Origin of the sequence: Pacificitalea manganoxidans, from assembly GCF_002504165.1 — a bacterium.
GTDB classification, from domain to species: Bacteria; Pseudomonadota; Alphaproteobacteria; order Rhodobacterales; family Rhodobacteraceae; genus Pacificitalea; species Pacificitalea manganoxidans.
Map to the genome: position 1 here is coordinate 1 of NZ_CP021406.1, position 17,353 is coordinate 17,353.

19 protein-coding genes are annotated in these 17,353 nt (G+C 58.1%); 12 read left to right on the top strand and 7 right to left on the bottom strand.

What is annotated here, in order from left to right; genetic code table 11:
• The first annotated feature begins 8 nt into the window (after positions 1-8).
• Genes CBW24_RS16035 through CBW24_RS16050 form a run of 4 tightly spaced genes read left to right on the top strand, consistent with a single transcriptional unit; the run spans position 9 to position 3,220 of the window.
• The gene (locus CBW24_RS16035; protein WP_097374394.1) at positions 9-224 is read left to right on the top strand and encodes a biotin/lipoyl-containing protein; all 216 of its coding nucleotides are present in this window, start codon (positions 9-11) and stop codon (positions 222-224) included.
• Between the two features lie 26 nt (positions 225-250).
• Positions 251-1,780: a class I adenylate-forming enzyme family protein gene (locus CBW24_RS16040; RefSeq protein ID WP_232530352.1), complete on the top strand. Its 1,530-nt coding sequence runs from the start codon at positions 251-253 to the stop codon at positions 1,778-1,780.
• Positions 1,777-2,532: an SDR family NAD(P)-dependent oxidoreductase gene (locus tag CBW24_RS16045; protein WP_097374395.1), complete on the top strand. Its 756-nt coding sequence runs from the start codon at positions 1,777-1,779 to the stop codon at positions 2,530-2,532. The genes CBW24_RS16040 and CBW24_RS16045 overlap by 4 nt, the downstream gene beginning before the upstream one ends.
• A gap of 52 nt (positions 2,533-2,584) precedes the next feature.
• Positions 2,585-3,220 (top strand): TetR/AcrR family transcriptional regulator, encoded by a 636-nt coding sequence (locus CBW24_RS16050; protein ID WP_198405290.1) that lies wholly within the window; start codon positions 2,585-2,587, stop codon positions 3,218-3,220.
• An 8-nt stretch (positions 3,221-3,228) separates the two neighbouring features.
• Here CBW24_RS16050 and CBW24_RS16055 read toward each other — a convergent pair whose 3' ends face one another.
• Entirely contained in the window at positions 3,229-4,179 is a 951-nt protein-coding gene (locus CBW24_RS16055) for a hydroxymethylglutaryl-CoA lyase (protein ID WP_097374397.1), read from the bottom strand.
• A 140-nt stretch (positions 4,180-4,319) separates the two neighbouring features.
• Here CBW24_RS16055 and CBW24_RS16060 point away from each other — a divergent pair, with 140 nt between their 5' ends.
• Together CBW24_RS16060 and CBW24_RS16065 are read left to right on the top strand one after the other, a co-directional pair.
• The gene (locus CBW24_RS16060) at positions 4,320-5,093 is read left to right on the top strand and encodes an enoyl-CoA hydratase/isomerase family protein (RefSeq protein WP_097374398.1); all 774 of its coding nucleotides are present in this window, start codon (positions 4,320-4,322) and stop codon (positions 5,091-5,093) included.
• Between the two features lie 42 nt (positions 5,094-5,135).
• Complete coding sequence (locus tag CBW24_RS16065; protein WP_157773252.1) at positions 5,136-5,696, top strand: DUF2889 domain-containing protein; 561 nt, start codon at positions 5,136-5,138, stop codon at positions 5,694-5,696.
• Between the two features lie 380 nt (positions 5,697-6,076).
• On the opposite strand, the gene CBW24_RS18845 is transcribed toward CBW24_RS16065, so the two are convergent.
• From CBW24_RS18845 to CBW24_RS16095, 6 genes are all read right to left on the bottom strand, one after another.
• Entirely contained in the window at positions 6,077-6,319 is a 243-nt protein-coding gene (locus tag CBW24_RS18845) for a CoA transferase (RefSeq protein WP_097374400.1), read from the bottom strand.
• A gap of 121 nt (positions 6,320-6,440) precedes the next feature.
• On the bottom strand, positions 6,441-7,172 hold the full coding sequence (istB, locus tag CBW24_RS16075; protein ID WP_097374401.1) for an IS21-like element helper ATPase IstB: 732 nt from the start codon (positions 7,170-7,172) through the stop codon (positions 6,441-6,443).
• The gene (istA, locus tag CBW24_RS16080) at positions 7,169-8,668 is read right to left on the bottom strand and encodes an IS21 family transposase (protein ID WP_157773253.1); all 1,500 of its coding nucleotides are present in this window, start codon (positions 8,666-8,668) and stop codon (positions 7,169-7,171) included. The genes istB and istA overlap by 4 nt, the downstream gene beginning before the upstream one ends.
• Before the next feature lie 322 nt (positions 8,669-8,990).
• On the bottom strand, positions 8,991-9,689 hold the full coding sequence (locus tag CBW24_RS16085) for a fumarylacetoacetate hydrolase family protein (protein ID WP_097374402.1): 699 nt from the start codon (positions 9,687-9,689) through the stop codon (positions 8,991-8,993).
• A 10-nt stretch (positions 9,690-9,699) separates the two neighbouring features.
• Positions 9,700-11,055 (bottom strand): acetyl-CoA carboxylase biotin carboxylase subunit, encoded by a 1,356-nt coding sequence (locus tag CBW24_RS16090; protein WP_097374403.1) that lies wholly within the window; start codon positions 11,053-11,055, stop codon positions 9,700-9,702.
• A 12-nt stretch (positions 11,056-11,067) separates the two neighbouring features.
• Complete coding sequence (locus CBW24_RS16095; protein ID WP_097374404.1) at positions 11,068-12,228, bottom strand: acyl-CoA dehydrogenase family protein; 1,161 nt, start codon at positions 12,226-12,228, stop codon at positions 11,068-11,070.
• 99 nt (positions 12,229-12,327) lie between these two features.
• Here CBW24_RS16095 and CBW24_RS16100 point away from each other — a divergent pair, with 99 nt between their 5' ends.
• The 6 genes from CBW24_RS16100 to CBW24_RS16125 all read left to right on the top strand — a co-directional run bounded on the left by CBW24_RS16100 (position 12,328) and on the right by CBW24_RS16125 (position 17,350).
• Positions 12,328-12,714, top strand: coding sequence for a hypothetical protein (locus CBW24_RS16100; protein WP_097374405.1), 387 nt, complete (start codon positions 12,328-12,330; stop codon positions 12,712-12,714).
• A 4-nt stretch (positions 12,715-12,718) separates the two neighbouring features.
• Positions 12,719-13,825, top strand: coding sequence for an alkene reductase (locus CBW24_RS16105; protein ID WP_097374406.1), 1,107 nt, complete (start codon positions 12,719-12,721; stop codon positions 13,823-13,825).
• Positions 13,826-13,835: 10 nt separating this feature from the next.
• Positions 13,836-14,267, top strand: coding sequence for a cupin domain-containing protein (locus CBW24_RS16110; protein ID WP_097374407.1), 432 nt, complete (start codon positions 13,836-13,838; stop codon positions 14,265-14,267).
• A 116-nt stretch (positions 14,268-14,383) separates the two neighbouring features.
• The gene (locus tag CBW24_RS16115) at positions 14,384-15,457 is read left to right on the top strand and encodes a TRAP transporter substrate-binding protein (RefSeq protein ID WP_097374408.1); all 1,074 of its coding nucleotides are present in this window, start codon (positions 14,384-14,386) and stop codon (positions 15,455-15,457) included.
• A 100-nt stretch (positions 15,458-15,557) separates the two neighbouring features.
• Positions 15,558-16,058: a TRAP transporter small permease gene (locus CBW24_RS16120; RefSeq protein WP_157773255.1), complete on the top strand. Its 501-nt coding sequence runs from the start codon at positions 15,558-15,560 to the stop codon at positions 16,056-16,058.
• Positions 16,055-17,350, top strand: coding sequence for a TRAP transporter large permease (locus tag CBW24_RS16125; protein ID WP_097374410.1), 1,296 nt, complete (start codon positions 16,055-16,057; stop codon positions 17,348-17,350). The genes CBW24_RS16120 and CBW24_RS16125 overlap by 4 nt, the downstream gene beginning before the upstream one ends.
• The last annotated feature ends 3 nt before the right edge of the window (positions 17,351-17,353 follow it).

The following is a 17,353-nucleotide window of genomic DNA, read 5'->3' on the forward strand; positions in this document are numbered from 1 at the left end:
GCTAAAAAATGGCACAAACGATAGATGCGACGATGGCAGGGACGATCTTCAAGATCGAGGCCAGTGTCGGAGATGAGATCGACTTCGGTGACGTGGTCGCCATCCTCGAGTCCATGAAAATGGAGATCAATATCGAGGCGGACGGCGCCGGTGTGGTCGAGCAGATCTTGATTGCGGAAGGTGATACAGTGGATTCGGGCACGCCAATCCTGTCTTACAAGTAAGGCCGCAGAGGCCGGGAGGAGCAAAGATGACAGCGATGTCGATGGTTCTAGGGGATCAGGTCTCTCATAACGCGGCCCGATTTCCCGATAAGGTCGCGTTGATCGAGGGGGACCGAAAGGTCTCCTATGCCGAGCTTGATGAGATGACGAACCGTGTCGCGAACACTTTGCGCGCCCGGGGTTTGGCAAAGGGTGACAATGTCGCCATGCTGCTGGGATCGGGGATCGACTGGGTAATGCTCTATGTCGGAATTACCAAGGCGGATTGTTGCGCCGTGCCGATGAACTACCGCCTGACCGCCGCCGATATTGAATCGACCGTCGAAGACTGCGCCCCGAAACTGATGTTCCTTGGCGAAGCTCAGCATGACATTGGCCCGCCCGAAGGCATGGTCCCGGAAATCGTCAACCTACGCACCGGTGACCTTGACGGCTTAGTTGAGGGGGCGAGTTCGCAGCGACCGGACGTGTCCGTTCATCCAAGCCGCGTGCAGGGAATTCTTTATACGGGTGGCACAACGGGGCGCTCCAAGGGCGCGATGCTGACCCATGAGAATATCTTTTGGAACACGCTGAACGAAGTCATCGACACGCGGATGCATGAGGATGACAACACTTTGTTGGCGACCCCGCTTCATCACGCTGCGGCACTGAATTGCTGGTTGTTGCCACATCTTTATCTTGGCGCGACCGCAACGATCATGCCGAAATATACGGTCGAGACCATGATCGACACGATAGAGAAATACCGGGTCACAAATGCCTTTATGCCGCCGTCGATGGCGCGTGAGGTCTTTGGCCATCCGAAAACCAAGACTGCAGACCTGTCGTCGTTCCGGCGTTGGTATGTGGGCGGCGCGACACTATCGCGAAATGACCGGGAACGGATGCACGAAGCCATCCCAGGCGTGGACATCTATTTCCAATACGGTCTAACGGAGGCCGGTGTGATCGTCAGCGTCCTGAAGGAAAAGGATTACGAGAAGGCTCCCGACAGCATTGGGCGCGCTTTTGTCAATTCGCAGATCAAAATCCTGCGCGCAGATCTGAGCGACGCGGATATGGGCGAAGTCGGAGAGATCGCGGTGCGCGGGCCAACGGTCATGAAGGGCTATTACAACAACCCCGATGCCACCAAGGCGACGTTCCATAATGGCTGGCTGCGCACCGGCGATATGGGCGCTATGGACGCTGGCGGCTTTGTTCAGTTTCATGACCGGTTGAAGGACATGGTTAAGACTGGCGGGCTCAACGTCTATTCGCAGGAAGTCGAACAAGTGTTGCAGCGTCACACCGCAGTTCGCGAAGCAGGCATTATCGGCCTGCCGAGCGATGCCTGGGGCGAAGAGGTGACAGGTGTCATCGTGCTCCACGACGGGAAAAACGCCTCGGCTGCAGAATTGACAGCCTTCGCTAAACAGCATCTCTCTGGGTACAAGGTGCCAAAACGGTTCATCTTTTTGCCCTACGAAGAGATGCCGATTAATTACAGCGGAAAAATCATGAAGCGTGATTTGAAGCAGATGATCGCAGCGCAGGAAAGGGCCGAGACATGAGTACGACCGGACTATTGACGGGCAAACGGATCGTTGTGACCGGAGGCGGTCAGGGCAATGGTAGGGCTATTGCCGAGGGCATGGCTGGCGCCGGGGCCGAAGTGATCATCGTGGACCTGGTCGAAACAAACGCCATCGAAGCGGCCCTTTCGATTGGCATGACCAAAGACCACGCTTTTGCGCTGGATATTTCGGATCGTGACGGGGCCAACACGTTTGCCGCGGCTGTCGCGGAAAAATTCGGCGCGGTTGACTGCCTTGTGAATAACGCTGGGATACTTATTCGTGGGAAATTAACTGACGAAAAAGCTGCTGCAAATTGGGACAAGACTATGGCGGTCAACGTCACCGGCACCTTCAATATGGTGCAGGCTTTTCGCGAAACACTGATTGAAACCAAAGGCTCGATCATCAATATAGGGTCGATCCAATCCTTTGTCGCCGCGCCGAACTCTGCGGCCTATTCAGCGTCGAAGGGGGCAGTTATTCAATTGACCAAGGCGCTGGCGTCAGAACTGGCCATCTCAGGGGTTCGGGTCAACGGGATCGCGCCGGGCGTCATGCGGACACCGATGACAGTTTCGACTCTGGCGAACGAAGCGGCGATTGGCCACCTGATGCAGCACATCCCAATGCGTCGTGTTGGTGAAGCATCCGAACTGGGCGGACCCGCGATTTTTCTGGCATCGGATATGGCGTCATACGTCACCGGGGTCATGATGCCCGTTGATGGTGGGTATCTTTCAGTTTAAACCGTATACTTGCCCATCAAAGGGTTGGGTGGGGTTGAGAACGGATGGGCAATTGCGAACGATCGGATCGAAAGGCGAAACCACAGAGCGCGTGCTCCGTGAAGCTGGTGTGCGGCTGATTGCACGCCACGGGTTTGAGGCGATGAGCCTGAGAATGCTGGCGAAAGAAGTCGGTGTTCAGGCCGGGTCGCTATATAATTACTTCGACAACAAACAGGATTTCCTGTTCGACCTGCTCGCGTCAATCATCCGGGATCTTGTTGATGAATTGTTGGAAAAACTGGCTGGTATCGAAGATCCGCGGGATCGACTTCGCGCCTTTGTCCAAGAACACATTAACTTTCACACCCTTCGTAAGGAAGAGGTGTTCATAGGTAACATGGAACTGCGCAGTTTAAGCCCTGCGCACCATCGTGAAATTCGCTCAATGCGCGATGATTATGAAAAGGTTCTCGAAGACATCATCCGTGACGGGGTTGAAGCGGGCTATTTCAAATGTGCCGACATCGGCACAGCCAAGCTTGCCATTCTTGCAATGTTGACAGGTGTTAGCACTTGGTATCGGCCCTCCGGGCGGCACACGATAGTCACGCTTATCGAACAATATGTCGAATTCACCTTTGGATTGCTTCACGCACAAGACCATGTTCAGGAGGGTTCTCGGGTAAGTCACCGAGAACCCTCCTGAACCAGTTTTCAGGCGACCTGGCGAAACCGTTGTAGGCTACCGGCGTGCATGACCTTTCCGGGAAGTTCGTGACCGAACAAATCCTCGGCCATCCGGGCGCATTCTATCAGTGCCTCAAGGTCAATGCCGGTTTCGATGTCCATCTCATGACACATGAATACGATGTCTTCGCTACAGACATTGCCCGCCGCTCCCTTGTGTTCGGCAAACGGGCATCCGCCCAGCCCGGCCACCGAGCTGTCAAACTGATCCACGCCCATTCGAAGTGCGGCGTAGACGTTTGCCATGCCAGTGCCGCGAGTGTCGTGAAGATGCAGGCCGATCTTGAGGTCCGGCCACCGTTCGCGGACGGCACCAATACGGGTTTCGATGTCGAGCGGCGTGGCAAAGCCGACGGTGTCCGCGAGGTAGATACCCTTGAGCGGCTGCCCGTACTCGGTGCCGATGTTGAGGATCGTTTCCACCATTTTGAGTACGTTCTCAACCGGCACTTCGCCTTCAAAGCTACAGCCGAAGGCCGTCATGACATAGCCCCATTCCAGCGCAATGTCGTTGTCCCTGTAGATTTCCATCCAGCTTCGTTGTTCGGCCTCGGTCTGCGCGATGGTCTTGTTTGTGTTCTTGACGGAGAAGGTCTCGGAGGCGGTCATGCGGATTGAGCCCACAACGTCGAGCGGCAACGCAAGTGCCCGCTCCAACCCGCGAGTGTTGAGCCAAAGCCCCGTATACCGAACATCGTCGCGTTTGCGAATGGCCTTGGCGACCTCGTCGGCGTCGGCCATGTTCGGAACTCGTTTGGGGTTCATGAAAGAGACGCAGTCAATCTGTTTGACGCCTGTTTCAGCGATGGTTTCGATGAAACGCACCTTGTCTGAAACGGCGAGATTTCTCTTCTCGATCTGGATCCCCTCACGCGGACCTTCCTCATGGATATGCACATGTTTGGGCAGATCAGACATTTTTTCGCTCCAAGCCGGCTCAACCGGTATTGTAATTACAAACATTTGTTAGTATAATGTAGGTCGAGAAAGAGCGCAACACCGCGCTACAAGGGCCGCGAAACTTGTTGCGAACGCGCCGGACCCAAGAGGCTAGCAAGATGCCAGTACTTGTCGAGAAGAAAGATGGGATCGCTTTGGTCACGATTGACAGGCCAACGCAGAGCAATTCCATTGATACGGAAACACATTTAGAGTTGCGAGATCTCTGGCCGGTGCTGGAGGCAGACGACACTGTGGGTGTCATCATACTTACGGGGCAGGGCGATAAGGTCTTTTGCGCCGGGGCGGATATTTCAAGCTTTCTGCCCTATCTCTCCCAGAGGATTGCCGCCGATGACGATCCTGGGGATTTCTGCGGGTTGACGCATCGTCGGCTTTCCAAAGTTGTGATTGCGGCTATCAACGGGGCCGCAACGGGCGGGGGCCTTGAACTGGCGCTGGCCTGCGATTTGCGGATCTCTGTCGATACTGCAATCTTTGCATTGCCCGAGGTCAAGATCGGGGCGATTGCGGGGGCGGGGGGCGTCGCCCGACTAGGGCGCGCCCTGCCTGATGCGGTTGCTATGGACATGCTTTTGACCGGGCGCAGCATTACGGCCGAGCGCGCCTATCAACTGGGGCTTGTCAGTGAGATGCTCACACGAGAAGACTTCATGCCACGCGTCCGTGAGATCGCGGGCATGATCCTGCGCAATTCGCCCTTGGCGGTACGTCTTACCCGGCAGATTGCGCGCGACACCGCCCAGATGGAGGACGCTGAAGCCCTATCGCTTGAGCGAGAGGCGTTCTGGGACGTGGTCACTTCGCGTGATTTCGATATCGGGATAAAAAGCTTTGTTGCCCGCACGACTCCAAAATTCGAAGGGGTTTGAACCCCTGACCCGAAACGGAAAATCCATATGTTGAGTGAACCTGTGGCATCGCGCGCCCTCAACCATACGCGGCGCGTCAGCTTTCAAAGCTATGATCGCGATGACGGTCTTTTCGATATCGAGGGCCGGATCGTCGACGCGAAAGACTACCCTTATTTTGACCGTGAGCGTGGGGAGCTCGCCCCCGGAGACCCGGTGCATGACATCTCTGTTCGCATGACAATCGGCGACGACCTGACCGTGCGCGCGATTGAAGTGTCGATGGACGCCGTGCCTTTCACAATTTGCGGGGGCGGTGCCACAGGGGCCGAACAACTTGTCGGGACCTCCATCGCCGATGGCTGGCGCAGGCGGTTGTCGGATAGCCTTGGACGCACTGCCGGATGCACCCACTTGCGTGAGCTGCTGCTTGCCTCCGGGACGGTCGCGTTCCAGACGATTTCGGGCAATCGCGACCAACGCTTTCGGGCGCTAGGTCACAAAGATGAGGACCGGACCGATAATCCCTTTTTCCTGAACGGATGTCATTCCTGGTCGGAGGATGGCCCGATCGTGGCGCGATACTTCCCGCAATATGCCGCTCCAGGGAAAGACCGGGACTAGGCTCAGCCCAACAGCCGGTCAGTGTCCTGACCCACCTCGGGGGCGTTGTCGCCGGGGTTCTGGCGAACAAGATCCGGCACGACTGGCACCGCAAGCCCAGGTGTGCGTTGCCCCTTGGGAAAAGTAACCGTGCGACCAAAAAGCCCGCGGTCTAGGAAATGGGGGCTCTGCAAGGCTTCCTTCCTGGGTTGCGACCAAAGCCCAGCACATGTTGTCGCCAAGGATTTCGACCCATTCGGCAGAGGACTTCCCCGCGATTTTCCGGGCAACGGCTCTGCGTGTCGCGCCCCGGTCCTTATCGGCGATGGTCACGGGCGGTATCACCGGATCGCCTTGCCCATCGCTCCCCAGAGCGAGACGCCCCGCATCGGCGCAGTAGGTCAGGTCTCGTGCCCGGCCTTCATGCGATCCGGGCCAGATTGCCCATAGCCTGTTACAGCACAGTAAATAGGACTGGGATTTAATTGTGCCAAAGCCCAATACCCAATGCCAAGGCGATCCAGGACACCGGGGCAGAATTGTTCGTGCACGATGTCCGAGGCCTCGATCAGTAGGCGCAGTTGCTGTTTTGCGCCGTCTGATTTGAGATCTATGACAACGCTTTCCTTGCCTTCATTTGTCAATGAGCGTTCAAAACTGACCCTGGTTCAGCGTTTGATTTTGACCCGCCTATCGGATGGCAAAGCCCCCAGGCGGGCCGCCCTCATATAGCGAGTCCGTCTGGGGGCTTTGCTTGCGGCATGGTTATTTTTCTGTGCGACTTTTGCTCTGTGCGAAGCGGTAGGATCTATTACCGGTCTCGATGATGGCGCAGTGGTGCGTGACGCGATCCAACAGCGCGGTTGTCATTTTGGGATCGCCGAAGACAGCGACCCATTCCCCGAACTCCAGGTTGGTGGTGATGATGACGCTGGTTTTTTCGTAGAGCTTGCTGATCAGGTGGAACAGCAGTGCGCCGCCGGATTTCGGGAACGGGATATAGCCCAACTCGCCGATGATAACGCAATCCAGGGCCGACAGTTGCCGGATGACCTTCCCGGCATTGCCATCGGCCTGCTCCTTGATCAGGGCATTGATCAGATCGACCGCGTTGAAGAAGCGGGCCTTCTTGCCATTGTTGATCAAGGCGGTTCCAAGCGCGATGGCGATATGGGTTTTTCCCGTCCCGGTTCCGCCCACCAGGATGAGGTTGTGTGCCTCTTCGGTGAACTGGCCCGAGCAGAACGGTTCGATCTGGGTCTGAGTGACGGCGGCCGCACCGTAATCGAAGGTGGCGAAGTCCTTGTGGTGGGGGAACTTCGCGATGCGCATTTGATACTGGATGGAGCGCACCCGCCGCTCTACAGTCTCCGCGTCGATCAGTTGCTTTATCGCTGTGGTCAGACTTGGTGGCTTGCGCGCGGACAGCAAATCATGGGCGCAAGCTGCCATTCCGTGCAGCCTCAGGGCGGTGAGTTGGTCGATGAGGGCATTCATGCCGCGACCTCCCCGGCTGCACACAGCGTCTCATAGCGCTTGCAATCGGCCTCGGGCCGAAGGGTCAGCTGCGGATAGGTATTGGCGTCGCTGAGCGGCGTGATGACCGGCTCCACCAACTGGTTGATCAGATTGATGATGGCGGGCAGGCGCAGCGTGCTTTGTTCCACTGCCAATTCGCAAGCCGTCTCGACCACCTCGATCCCGTGATCCTGGGCCAGCAGAAGCAGATCGACAAACTCCCGATCCCCACCTTTGCCGACCATGTAGTGCTCCCTGATCCGATGCATGGCATCGGGCAGTTGCCAGTCCACGAAGGGTGCCCCGTTGCGCAAGGCACCTGGCTTGCGATCCAGCAGCGGCACGTAATGCCACGGCTCAAAGTAGCTGACGTTGCGGGTGAAGCGACGCTTGTGCTCGGCGATGACATCCTGGCCCGACACCAGCACGATCCGGCCTGCATAGGCGCGCAGCGACACATGTTGCCCCGCGAACCGGGACGGCACGCTGTAGCGATTGCTGGCATATTGAACCAGGCAGGTGGAGCGAACCCGAACGGTCTTTTCCACGTATCCGTCAAATGCCCGCCCCAGGGGGCGCAGATCGGCGCGTTCGTCTTCGAACAGCTGTGCAATCGTGCGATCCGATTGCTCGGGATGGAGCCGGTTTGCCAATTCCTCACAGCGTAGCCGCAACCAATTGTTCAGCGCATCCAGATCATCAAAGGCTGGCATGGGAACAAACAATCGGCCTCGTAAAAACTGGACCTGGTTCTCGACCTGACCCTTCTCCCAACCCGACGCGGGGGTGCAGGCCACCGGCTCCATGACATAGTGGTTCATCAACGCCAGAAACCGCGGATGGAACACCCGGTCCTTCGAGCGCGAGACATAGGTCACCATCGTTTTGGGATTGTCGATGATCACCTGACGCGGAACCCCGCTGTAAAAGGACAGCGCCCGCACAAAGGCATCCAGCACCATCTCCTGGCTCTCGCCGGGATAGGCGGCGACAAAGGGCTTGCGGCTGTGGCAAAGGCGGAAGTGGGCAACCTTCACCTTCTGCTCGACACCGCCCAGGACAACCCGTTCCTCGCTCCAGTCAAATTGCAGCGCGTCACCTGCCGCAAAATGCAGCGGGATAAAAGCCTCGCCCGAACCGGCACCGGCCCGCTTCAGATCGCGGACAAATCGCTGAACCGGCGAATAGGAACCGGTATACCCTTCCGACACAAGCTGCTCATAAAGCCTCACAGCCGTCCGCCGCTCTCGGCGCGGCCGCTTCTGATCCTGATCGAACAGGTCCTGAAGCCGAAGATCAAACCCGTTGCACAGTTTGTGGCGAACCGGCGGGACCTGGCGCTGGTAGCTCGGCGGGCTCTCATCCTTCAGATACTTCTTGATCGTGTTGCGCGATAATCCCGTCGCCCGCGCAACAGACCGGATGCTGCGCCCTTCAACCAGCACCCACAGACGGATCTTCGATACACTTTCCATCAATAACACCTGCTCTTTCCTCCGCACTTTCTGTGCGGATGTTAACGAAAACAGGTGGGTCAATTTTACTCGCTCATAACCCACCTAAGTGGGTCAATTTCGCATGCCGATTCACACCTTCATTCAACATGGTGAAGCCAGGGTTTTCGCCGTCCCGTGTCGGATCAAAGGCCCGCAGCTCGTCGCCACTCTCTGGTCGCTCAACCTTGATCACCCGCGCCCGCCCGCGACAGGATCAAAGAGGCAAAAGGTCCGGGAAGATGGAAACTGAAATCGAGCACCGTGAGGCTGGCGAGGGGCAGATCCTCATCCATGTGCGCGTTCATTCCGGTGCCCCCAGCTTTACGTGGAGGTCGGGCAATCCTGTGATCCGTCCGATCAATTGGTCACCGGGCGCGACCGGGCCGACACCCGCCGGGGTCCCCGTCAGGATCACGTCTCCGGGGCGCAGGTGATAATAGCGCGACAGCAGCGCGATCAATTCGTCGATGCCCCAGATCATCCCGTCGATCCTTCCGTCCTGGCGGATCGTGTCGTTCTGGATCAGGCCAATGTCCGCCCGGTCGATCGGACCCGCTGCGTCACGCGGGACGACGGAGCCAAGGATGGCACTGTGCTCGACATCCTTACCACTGTCCCAGGGGCGTCCCATGTTTCTGGCATCCAGTTGCAGGTCGCGCCGGGTCATGTCGAGGGCGCAGGCGTAGCCAAAGACATGATCCCGCGCTGCTGCGGCGTCGATTCGAAATCCGCCACGCCCGAGAACAACCGCCAGCTCCATTTCGTAATGATAGTTCTTGGTTTCGGGTGGAAAGGGTATCTCACCTCCGTCTCGCATGATCGCATGGGGACTTTTCAGGAAGAAAAAGGGTTTCTCACGGACGATCTCCGCGCCCATTTCTGCGGCGTGATCAGCGTAGTTGCGACCAATGCAGAAAAGACGCTCGGGTGCGAGAACGACACTTTGGCCACGGACAGGAATGGTGGCCAAGGGTGTTGGCGGAAAAAGAAAATCGGGCATTCAACGCGCCTCAGACAAGTTCAGAGATATGGGTTTCGATGAATTTCGTGTGCAGGCGATCCGCCGCGAAATCCGGGTGAGCTAGCAGTCGGTCCAAAAAGGCTAGGTTGGTCGTCAGCCCTTCGATACGGGTCTGTGACAGGGCGGACCGCAGCGTCGCGATGGCCTCGGCCCGCGTTTTCCCATGCCCGATGATCTTCATCACAAGGCTGTCGTAAAACGGCGTGATCTCGTCCCCGACCGCGAACCCCGTATCGATCCGTAAGCCCTCGATGCTTGGTAGATCCATAGCTGTGATCCGACCGGGCGCTGGCATAAAGTTTTTCTCCGGGGCTTCGGCGCAAACGCGCAGTTCGATAGCATGGCCCTGCGGGGTGATATCGGCCTGACTGACACCTAGCTCCTGTCCAAGCGCGTGGCGGATTTGCATCGCTACGATGTCCTGTCCGGTCACCATTTCAGTGACGGGGTGTTCCACCTGAAGCCGGGTGTTCATTTCCATGAAGTAAAACGCACCGCTTTCGTCATCATAGAGATACTCGATGGTTCCGGCCCCGGAATATTCCACGGCGCGCACCAGGTTAAGCGCCGCGTCGATCATCCCCGTAACCGCCTCGGGCCTGATGCTGCCGGGCAGGGCCTCTTCGATGACTTTCTGGTAGCGCCGCTGAAGCGAACATTCCCGGATATGAAGGTGCAGCGGATCTGCCTTGCCGCGCCCGAAAACCTGAACTTCGACATGGCGGGCCCGTTGCACCAGCTTTTCCAAATAAACAGATGCATCAGAGAAGGCACGTTCGGCCTGCGCGGAGGTGGATTGCACGGCTTTGACCAATTTGGCCGGGTCAGTCACAGGACGCAGGCCGATCCCGCCGCCGCCGCCAGCCGCCTTGACCAGCACGGGAAACCCGATGGCCTCTGCGGCGGCGATCACGGCCGCTTCGTCCGACGGATCAAGTTTCCCGCTACCGGGAGAGGCGGGCACGCCCGCCGCCTCGGCGGTTCGCCGCGCTTCCTGTTTGTCACCCATTCGCCGGATCGTATCCGGGTCAGGTCCGACAAAGACCAGATCCGCATCGCGCGTGGCCTGAGCAAAGTCTGCGTTTTCTGCCAGAAAACCATAACCCGGATGGATGGCCCCCGCACCGCTTTCGCGTGCCGCCGACAATATTCTTTCGGTACCGAGATAGCTTTCGGTTGCGCGTGATGCGCCAACATGAATGGCCGTGTCGGCAAGGCGGACGTGAAGAGCATTGGCGTCGGCATCTGAATACACCGCCACGGTCTTCAGCCCGAGCTTTTTCGCACTGTCGATGATGCGGCAGGCGATCTCTCCACGGTTTGCGATCAGAATTGTGTCCGTCATTTGCTGTATCCTTTACTTTGCACGCGGAAGTTCGAGCCAGCGCTCGGCAATCATGTTGAGTGTCGTGTTGTTGTTGAGAGGCGCGAAGGAATAGAGCCTTGCGTCACGCAGGTAGCGCTGGATCGGCAGGGAGGTGTCGAACCCGGCCCCCGCAAAAATGTCCATTCCGGTATCCGTAGCCTGCACTGCGGCGCGCGCAGAGGCATATTTCGCCATGCTGCTGACCACATCCGTCGCGCGCCCCGCCGCATCATTTCGCGCGGCTTCCAGGGTCAGAAGCCACGCCGCTTCTACGGCAGTCCCGGCGACCGCAAGCTGATGCTGCACCGCCTGAAACTGGCCAACCGGACGGTCGAAGGCCGTGCGCTCAAGCGCATAGTCTCGGGTCACTTCAATCGCACCGCGACCAATGCCGACCGCCACTGCGGCGGCGTTCATCCGCTCTCCGTTCAGCGTGGCGATAACCTGGGGAAAGCCGTCGTCGACGACGCCAAGCACTGCGTCCGGGCCGACCGCGACGTCGTCAAAGGCGATCTCATTGGTGTCATACCCGTTGATGGCAACCGTCTGGAGTTCCTGCGCACTGACGCCCTTGGCGTTGGCGGGAACGAGGAACATCGTGACGCCACGCGTGTGGTGTTCGGCAGTGCGGGCCAGCACGATGTAGATGTCACTTGTCGAGGCTCCGCTGATCCACATCTTGTTGCCGTTCAGCCGCCAGCCGTCACCGTCCGGCGTCGCCCGCGTCTTCATCGAACTCAGAATATCGGTGCCCCCGCCCGATTCCGTCAGGCAGAAGGACGCTTTGATTCGCCCCTCGACTAGCGGACGCAGATACGTCTCGATCTGCTCAGCGTTGCCGTTTTCGAGCAGAATACGCGTAATCATGAAGTGAACGACCATATATACAGCCATCGAAGTGGCCTTGCGCCCCAGCACTTCTAGCGTGATCACCTGGTCGATTGCGTCACCACCTGCACCGCCCGACTCCTCCGGTACGCCGACGCCCAGAACCTGCAGTTCTGAAAGGACCGAATGAAGTCCAGAGTCGAATGTCTTACTGTTGTCCAGCTCCTGAACCCGGCTCAGTGGCGAGACATTTTCAATCGCCTTTTCCAAGGCGTCCCTAAAAATCTCGCTTTCGTCTGATACTTGGACGATTTGCTTCAGCATTTCCGTTATCCAGTTCTAGTTTTCTAGCTGTAAATTGCGTGTTTGGATCGGCCCTTGACAAACGAACGGGCGTTTGTTTGTATATCTTCAGGAGGAAGAATGATCAAGATCATATACTCAGCATTTCCACGTGCGGACCCGAGCGACCAGACCGCGATACAGCTCCGGATGGAAGAGCATGGTGATCTGGTGAAGCGCCACGCCGGAGCGCTTCGTGTGGCCCAAAACGTGCGGACGCCTCGCGGGGATCTTGGCGTGATTGAAACGATCATGGCGGCGCCTCGGGGGATGGAGCCAGACGGCCCCCTCGGCCTTGCTGAGCATTATGGGGCAAATAGCGAAGATCTGGATTTTTCGTTCCAAGACCGCGACGCCCGGCGTGCCTATCGAGACTTGCTCGAAGATGAAAAGCGGTTCGCCGCTCCCGGTCGCTCCAGCCCATGGGTCGGCCAGGAGCGTGTCGTGATCGCAGGGGCGGGGCCGTGATCTGATGGGAACACTCTTTGATCCAATCCAGTTGTGCGAGGTCGCGTTGTCGAACCGCATTGCGATGGCGCCGATGACTCGTAGCCGGGCGGATCCGCAGGCTGTACCGTCACCGTATGCCGCGCAATATTATGCTCAGCGGGCATCAGCCGGTATCATCATCTCCGAAGCAATCGGGATCAGTGCGCAATCTGTCGGTTATCCACGCACACCGGGAATCTGGACCGGCGCGCAACAGGCCGCCTGGCGAGAGATTACGCGCGCGGTCAGGGCGCGGGAAGGTCGTATGATTGCGCAGCTCTGGCATGTGGGTCGCGTTTTTTCCACGGATAACAACCCCGAAGGGCTTGTCCCCCTCGCGCCCTCCGCGGTGGCGGCGCAAGGCGAGATATATACACTGAACGGTCTGGTGCCGTTGCCCGAGCCACGCGCAATGTCATTGGCCCAGGTCGCTGCAACGGTTGAGGATTTCGCCACGGCTGCCGAAGCCGCTTTGGCCGTGGGCTTTGATGGCGTCGAGATCCACGGGGCGAATGGGTATCTTGTCGAACAGTTCCTGTCCGATCAGACCAACCGCCGTGATGATGTCTATGGCGGAAGCACAACAAATCGCCTCCGGTTCCTGTCGGATGTTCTTGATGCAATCGCCACCCGCTGCGAAGGACTTTCCCGCATCGGATTGCGCCTCTCGCCCTTCGGTGACTTTAACGGTCTGCGACACACAGACCCGGCCGCAGCCTTTGTCGCAGCCGCTGATTTGTTGGAGTCCCGCGGCGGTGCCTATCTGCACGTGATCGAACCGGGTGTGTCGGGCGACGGCGACAGCCACAGAACGTCGGAGAGCCCGGATGTATTGACCATGGCACGCACGCATTTCAGCGGTCCGCTGGTGACAGCCGGGGGATATGACCGGGCAAGGGCGGAAGACGTCCTGGCCGCCGGACGCGCTGACATGATCGCATTCGGGCGACCCTACATCTCGAACCCCGACCTTGCGGAGCGCCTTAGACAAGGTGTCGCCCTGTCCGATTGGGAAAGCGGCACATTCTACACCAAAGGGCCACGTGGCTACGTGGATTACCCTGCCGCCACTGATCAAAACGGTGAATAAAGGAAAAGGCATGAGTAATGTGAAACCCGTCGTGACCCGCAAGGGACAAGAAGACACCGGGACCAACCAGTCGGGGGATGCAGTCCGCGTGTCGGGGGTCAGCCCGCAGCACACGCCCGCCACCAAGATCTGGTTCGGCAAAGTCACAAACGAACCCGGTTACCGTTCCCCCCCGCATCACCATGCGGAGGCAGAAACCGGCGGATATGTCCTGCGCGGAAAGGGGCGCATCTACTTTGGCGAGAACTACAGCGAATTTGTGGATATGACCGAGGGCGATTTTGTTTTTGTCCCGCCCTTCATGCAGCATGTCGAAGCAAACATGTCCGTCACCGAAGAGCTGGTCTGGCTAACCACGCGGACACCGGACAACCTTGTCGTCAACCTCGACGATGTTTCGGACGAGGTCCTGGAAGGATACCGCCGGCCCGAAGGTAGCTAGGTGGGAAAGCAACTTTGATACCTGTGCCCAGAGTTCGGTCGCAGAGAGGTCCATCGGGCGAAACACCCACTGGCACAACCAGACAACGCAGACCAACATGTAAAGGGAGGAACCACATGAAACATCTCGCGAAACGGAAACTCGTCCTAGCCTGTGCCTTCGCGGTCGCCGCAACCACCGCGACCGCACAGGACACGATCGATATGAAAGTGTCCTACAACCAGCCGGCCAGCTCAGCCGCGTGGCAGGACGTCATGCAATCCTTCGTCGATGAGCTTGAAGAAAAAAGCGAGGGGCGGATCAAGATCACGACCTATCCGGGCGAAGTGCTGCATTCTGTCGGTGACGGGTTCAAGGCTGCCGCCAGCGGTATTACCGATCTGACATCGGCCTGGCCCATCTATCTTACCAACAGTTTTGAACTGTTCCACGCGACCCAGCTTCCGCTGGCCCTGCCGGACAGCAACGTCGCTGCGGTGCGCGTGATCGACGAGCTTTACCCGAAGTACTTCAAGGCAGAATACGAAAAGCTGGGTATCAAGCTCGCCTTCAACGCGGCCACGCCACAATACGACATTCTGACCACCAAACCGGTCGAGTCTCTGGCGGATCTCAAGGGACTCAAACTCCGCGCCACGGGCGGCGGTCTCACCGAAATCGTCGAGCGTCTGGGGGCTGTTCCGGTGTCCATGACCATCTCGGATGCCTATACGGCCTTCCAGCAGGGTGTGGTCGACGGCATCATTCTCGCCACGGCGGATATGGTCGCTTATCGGCTGCACGAGGTTGGCAAATACAACTACCGTCTCGGGGTTACGCGGGTGGCAATTCCGCAGGCCGTGAACCGCAAGTTCTACGAGGATCTGCCTGACGATCTGAAAATGGTCCTGTCCGAGGCTTCGGCCAACGCCAGCGTCAACTACTCCGAGATGTACAATCGCCTGACCGACAAGGCACTTGAGACGATGGAGGCAGAAGGCATCACGACGACGGTGGCCAGTGACGACGACATTGCGACCGCCAATGAGCTGTTGGCGCCCATGTGGGACAATTTCGTTGCCGCCAACGAGGGCAACAGCACAGCCTCTGCAGAAGTACTGACTGCCGACATGCGCGCCCTGACCGAGAAGTTCTCGGCCATGAGCGATGAGGAAATCAAGGCTCTGCCGCCGGTTGAAGGCCTCCGCTGATCCCGCATTACTGCGAGATCTCCCATCTCCCGCGGTTCGGTATGTCCGTTCCGCGGGAGGACACATTAAGAAATCAAATCTTGAACGGTCGTACTTCGCAATGGCAATCCTCCATTCCCTTTCGAAAGCCCTGTTTTACCTGTCGGCCTTCGTTTGCGTTCCGGTCATCCTCGTCGTGCTCTTCATCGACGTAACGTTGCGCTACCTGTTCAGCGCACCGATCGAGGGCGCGCAGGAGCTGGCCTCTTTGCTGTTGTTCCTGTCTCTGACCCTGGCGCTTCCGGAAAGCTGGTTGAGCGGAGTCCATATCCGCGCCGATTTTCTCAGCCCGATGCTGAGCCCAAGGGTCGCTGACTTACTGGACCGGATCAGTTGGTTTCTTGTGGCGGTCTTCTCGGTACTGGTGGTGATCCAGTGCTGGAAAGACGCGCAGTTCATGCTGCTGATCAATGAAAGTTCCGCCGAATTGGCCATACCCATTGTCTGGCTGCGTGCGGTTCTGGCGCTCGCCTGCGCCGTCAGCGCAGTCATCGCCGTTGTCCGCCTGATAGCGAAACGCCCGCAGATAAGCCGGCCAGATTCGGCGGAGACGGTCGAATGATGATCCTCGGCTACCTAAGCTTTCTCGTCCTGATCGTTCTCATCGTACTGGGCATACCGATTGGATTGTCTCTGATCGCGATTGGCGTCGTCGGCCTCGTGCTTGTCGGAGAAGTCAGCACTGCGATGACCCAGACGACCATCGTCCTCTGGTCCGAAGGGACAAAGTTCATCCTGATCGCGCTGCCGTTCTACATCATGATGGGAAACCTTGTTTATCGCACTGGCATCGCCCGCAATATCTTTATGACCGCTTCCTATTGGCTGGGCTGGCTTCCCGGTGGTTTGGCCATTGCCTCGGTCTTTGCCTGTGCCGGTTTCGGTGCTGTCAGCGGATCAAGCACGGCAACCGCACGAACAATGGGCGCGATTGTCATCCCGGAAATGCGACGTCACGGATACAGCATGCAACTGGCCTCGGGTGTCCTGTCGTCCTCGGGGACGCTTGGTATCCTAATTCCGCCCAGCATCATTTTGATTTTCTACGGACTGATGACGGAAACCTCGATCGGGGACCTTTTCGTTGCGGGAATCATTCCGGGGTTGTGTATCGCCGTCCTATTCTCGGTTATCGTAATGGCCTCTGCGATGATCTGGCCTGAGTCCGCAGGCGGTAAGACGGTGGCGGCAACTGTCAGCTGGCGCGAACGCTTTGTGTCTTTGCTAAGTGTTTTGCCCGTGCTGGCAATCTTTGCCTTCATCCTCGCCGGTTTATACTTGGGTGTCTTCACACCCACAGAAGCGGCAGTCTTTGGTGTCGTCGCGGTGCTGGTCTACGGCGCCATCGCGCGCAACCTACCCATTGCCGCGATCCGCGATGCCCTGCTCGACAGTGTTCTGACCACGGCGATGCTCTATCTGATCATTGTGGGTGGAACGCTTTATACCCGCTTTTTGGCGCAGACCGGAATGATTGCCGACCTCGAGAATTTGGTGATCGCGATGGACCTGTCCTATTTCAGCTTCATCCTGGTCATCACGCTGATTTACCTGGCCCTCGGCTGCGTTCTCGACTTGTTCGGGATGCTGATCCTGACCGTCCCAATCCTTTTCCCGATTGCTACACAGCTCGGAATCGATCCGGTTTGGTTCGGCATTTATATCGTCGTCGTGGCCGAGGTCGGGCTTATTACGCCGCCCGTGGGCGTCAACGTCTACGTCATATACGCCGTGGCGAAGGACGTGCCGCTTGGCCGGATCTTTCTTGGCTGCGTGCCCTTTGTCCTGGGCATGCTGTTCTTCATCGCCTGTATGGCGGTCTTTCCCGAAATCGTCCTGACGCTGGTACACTAGACA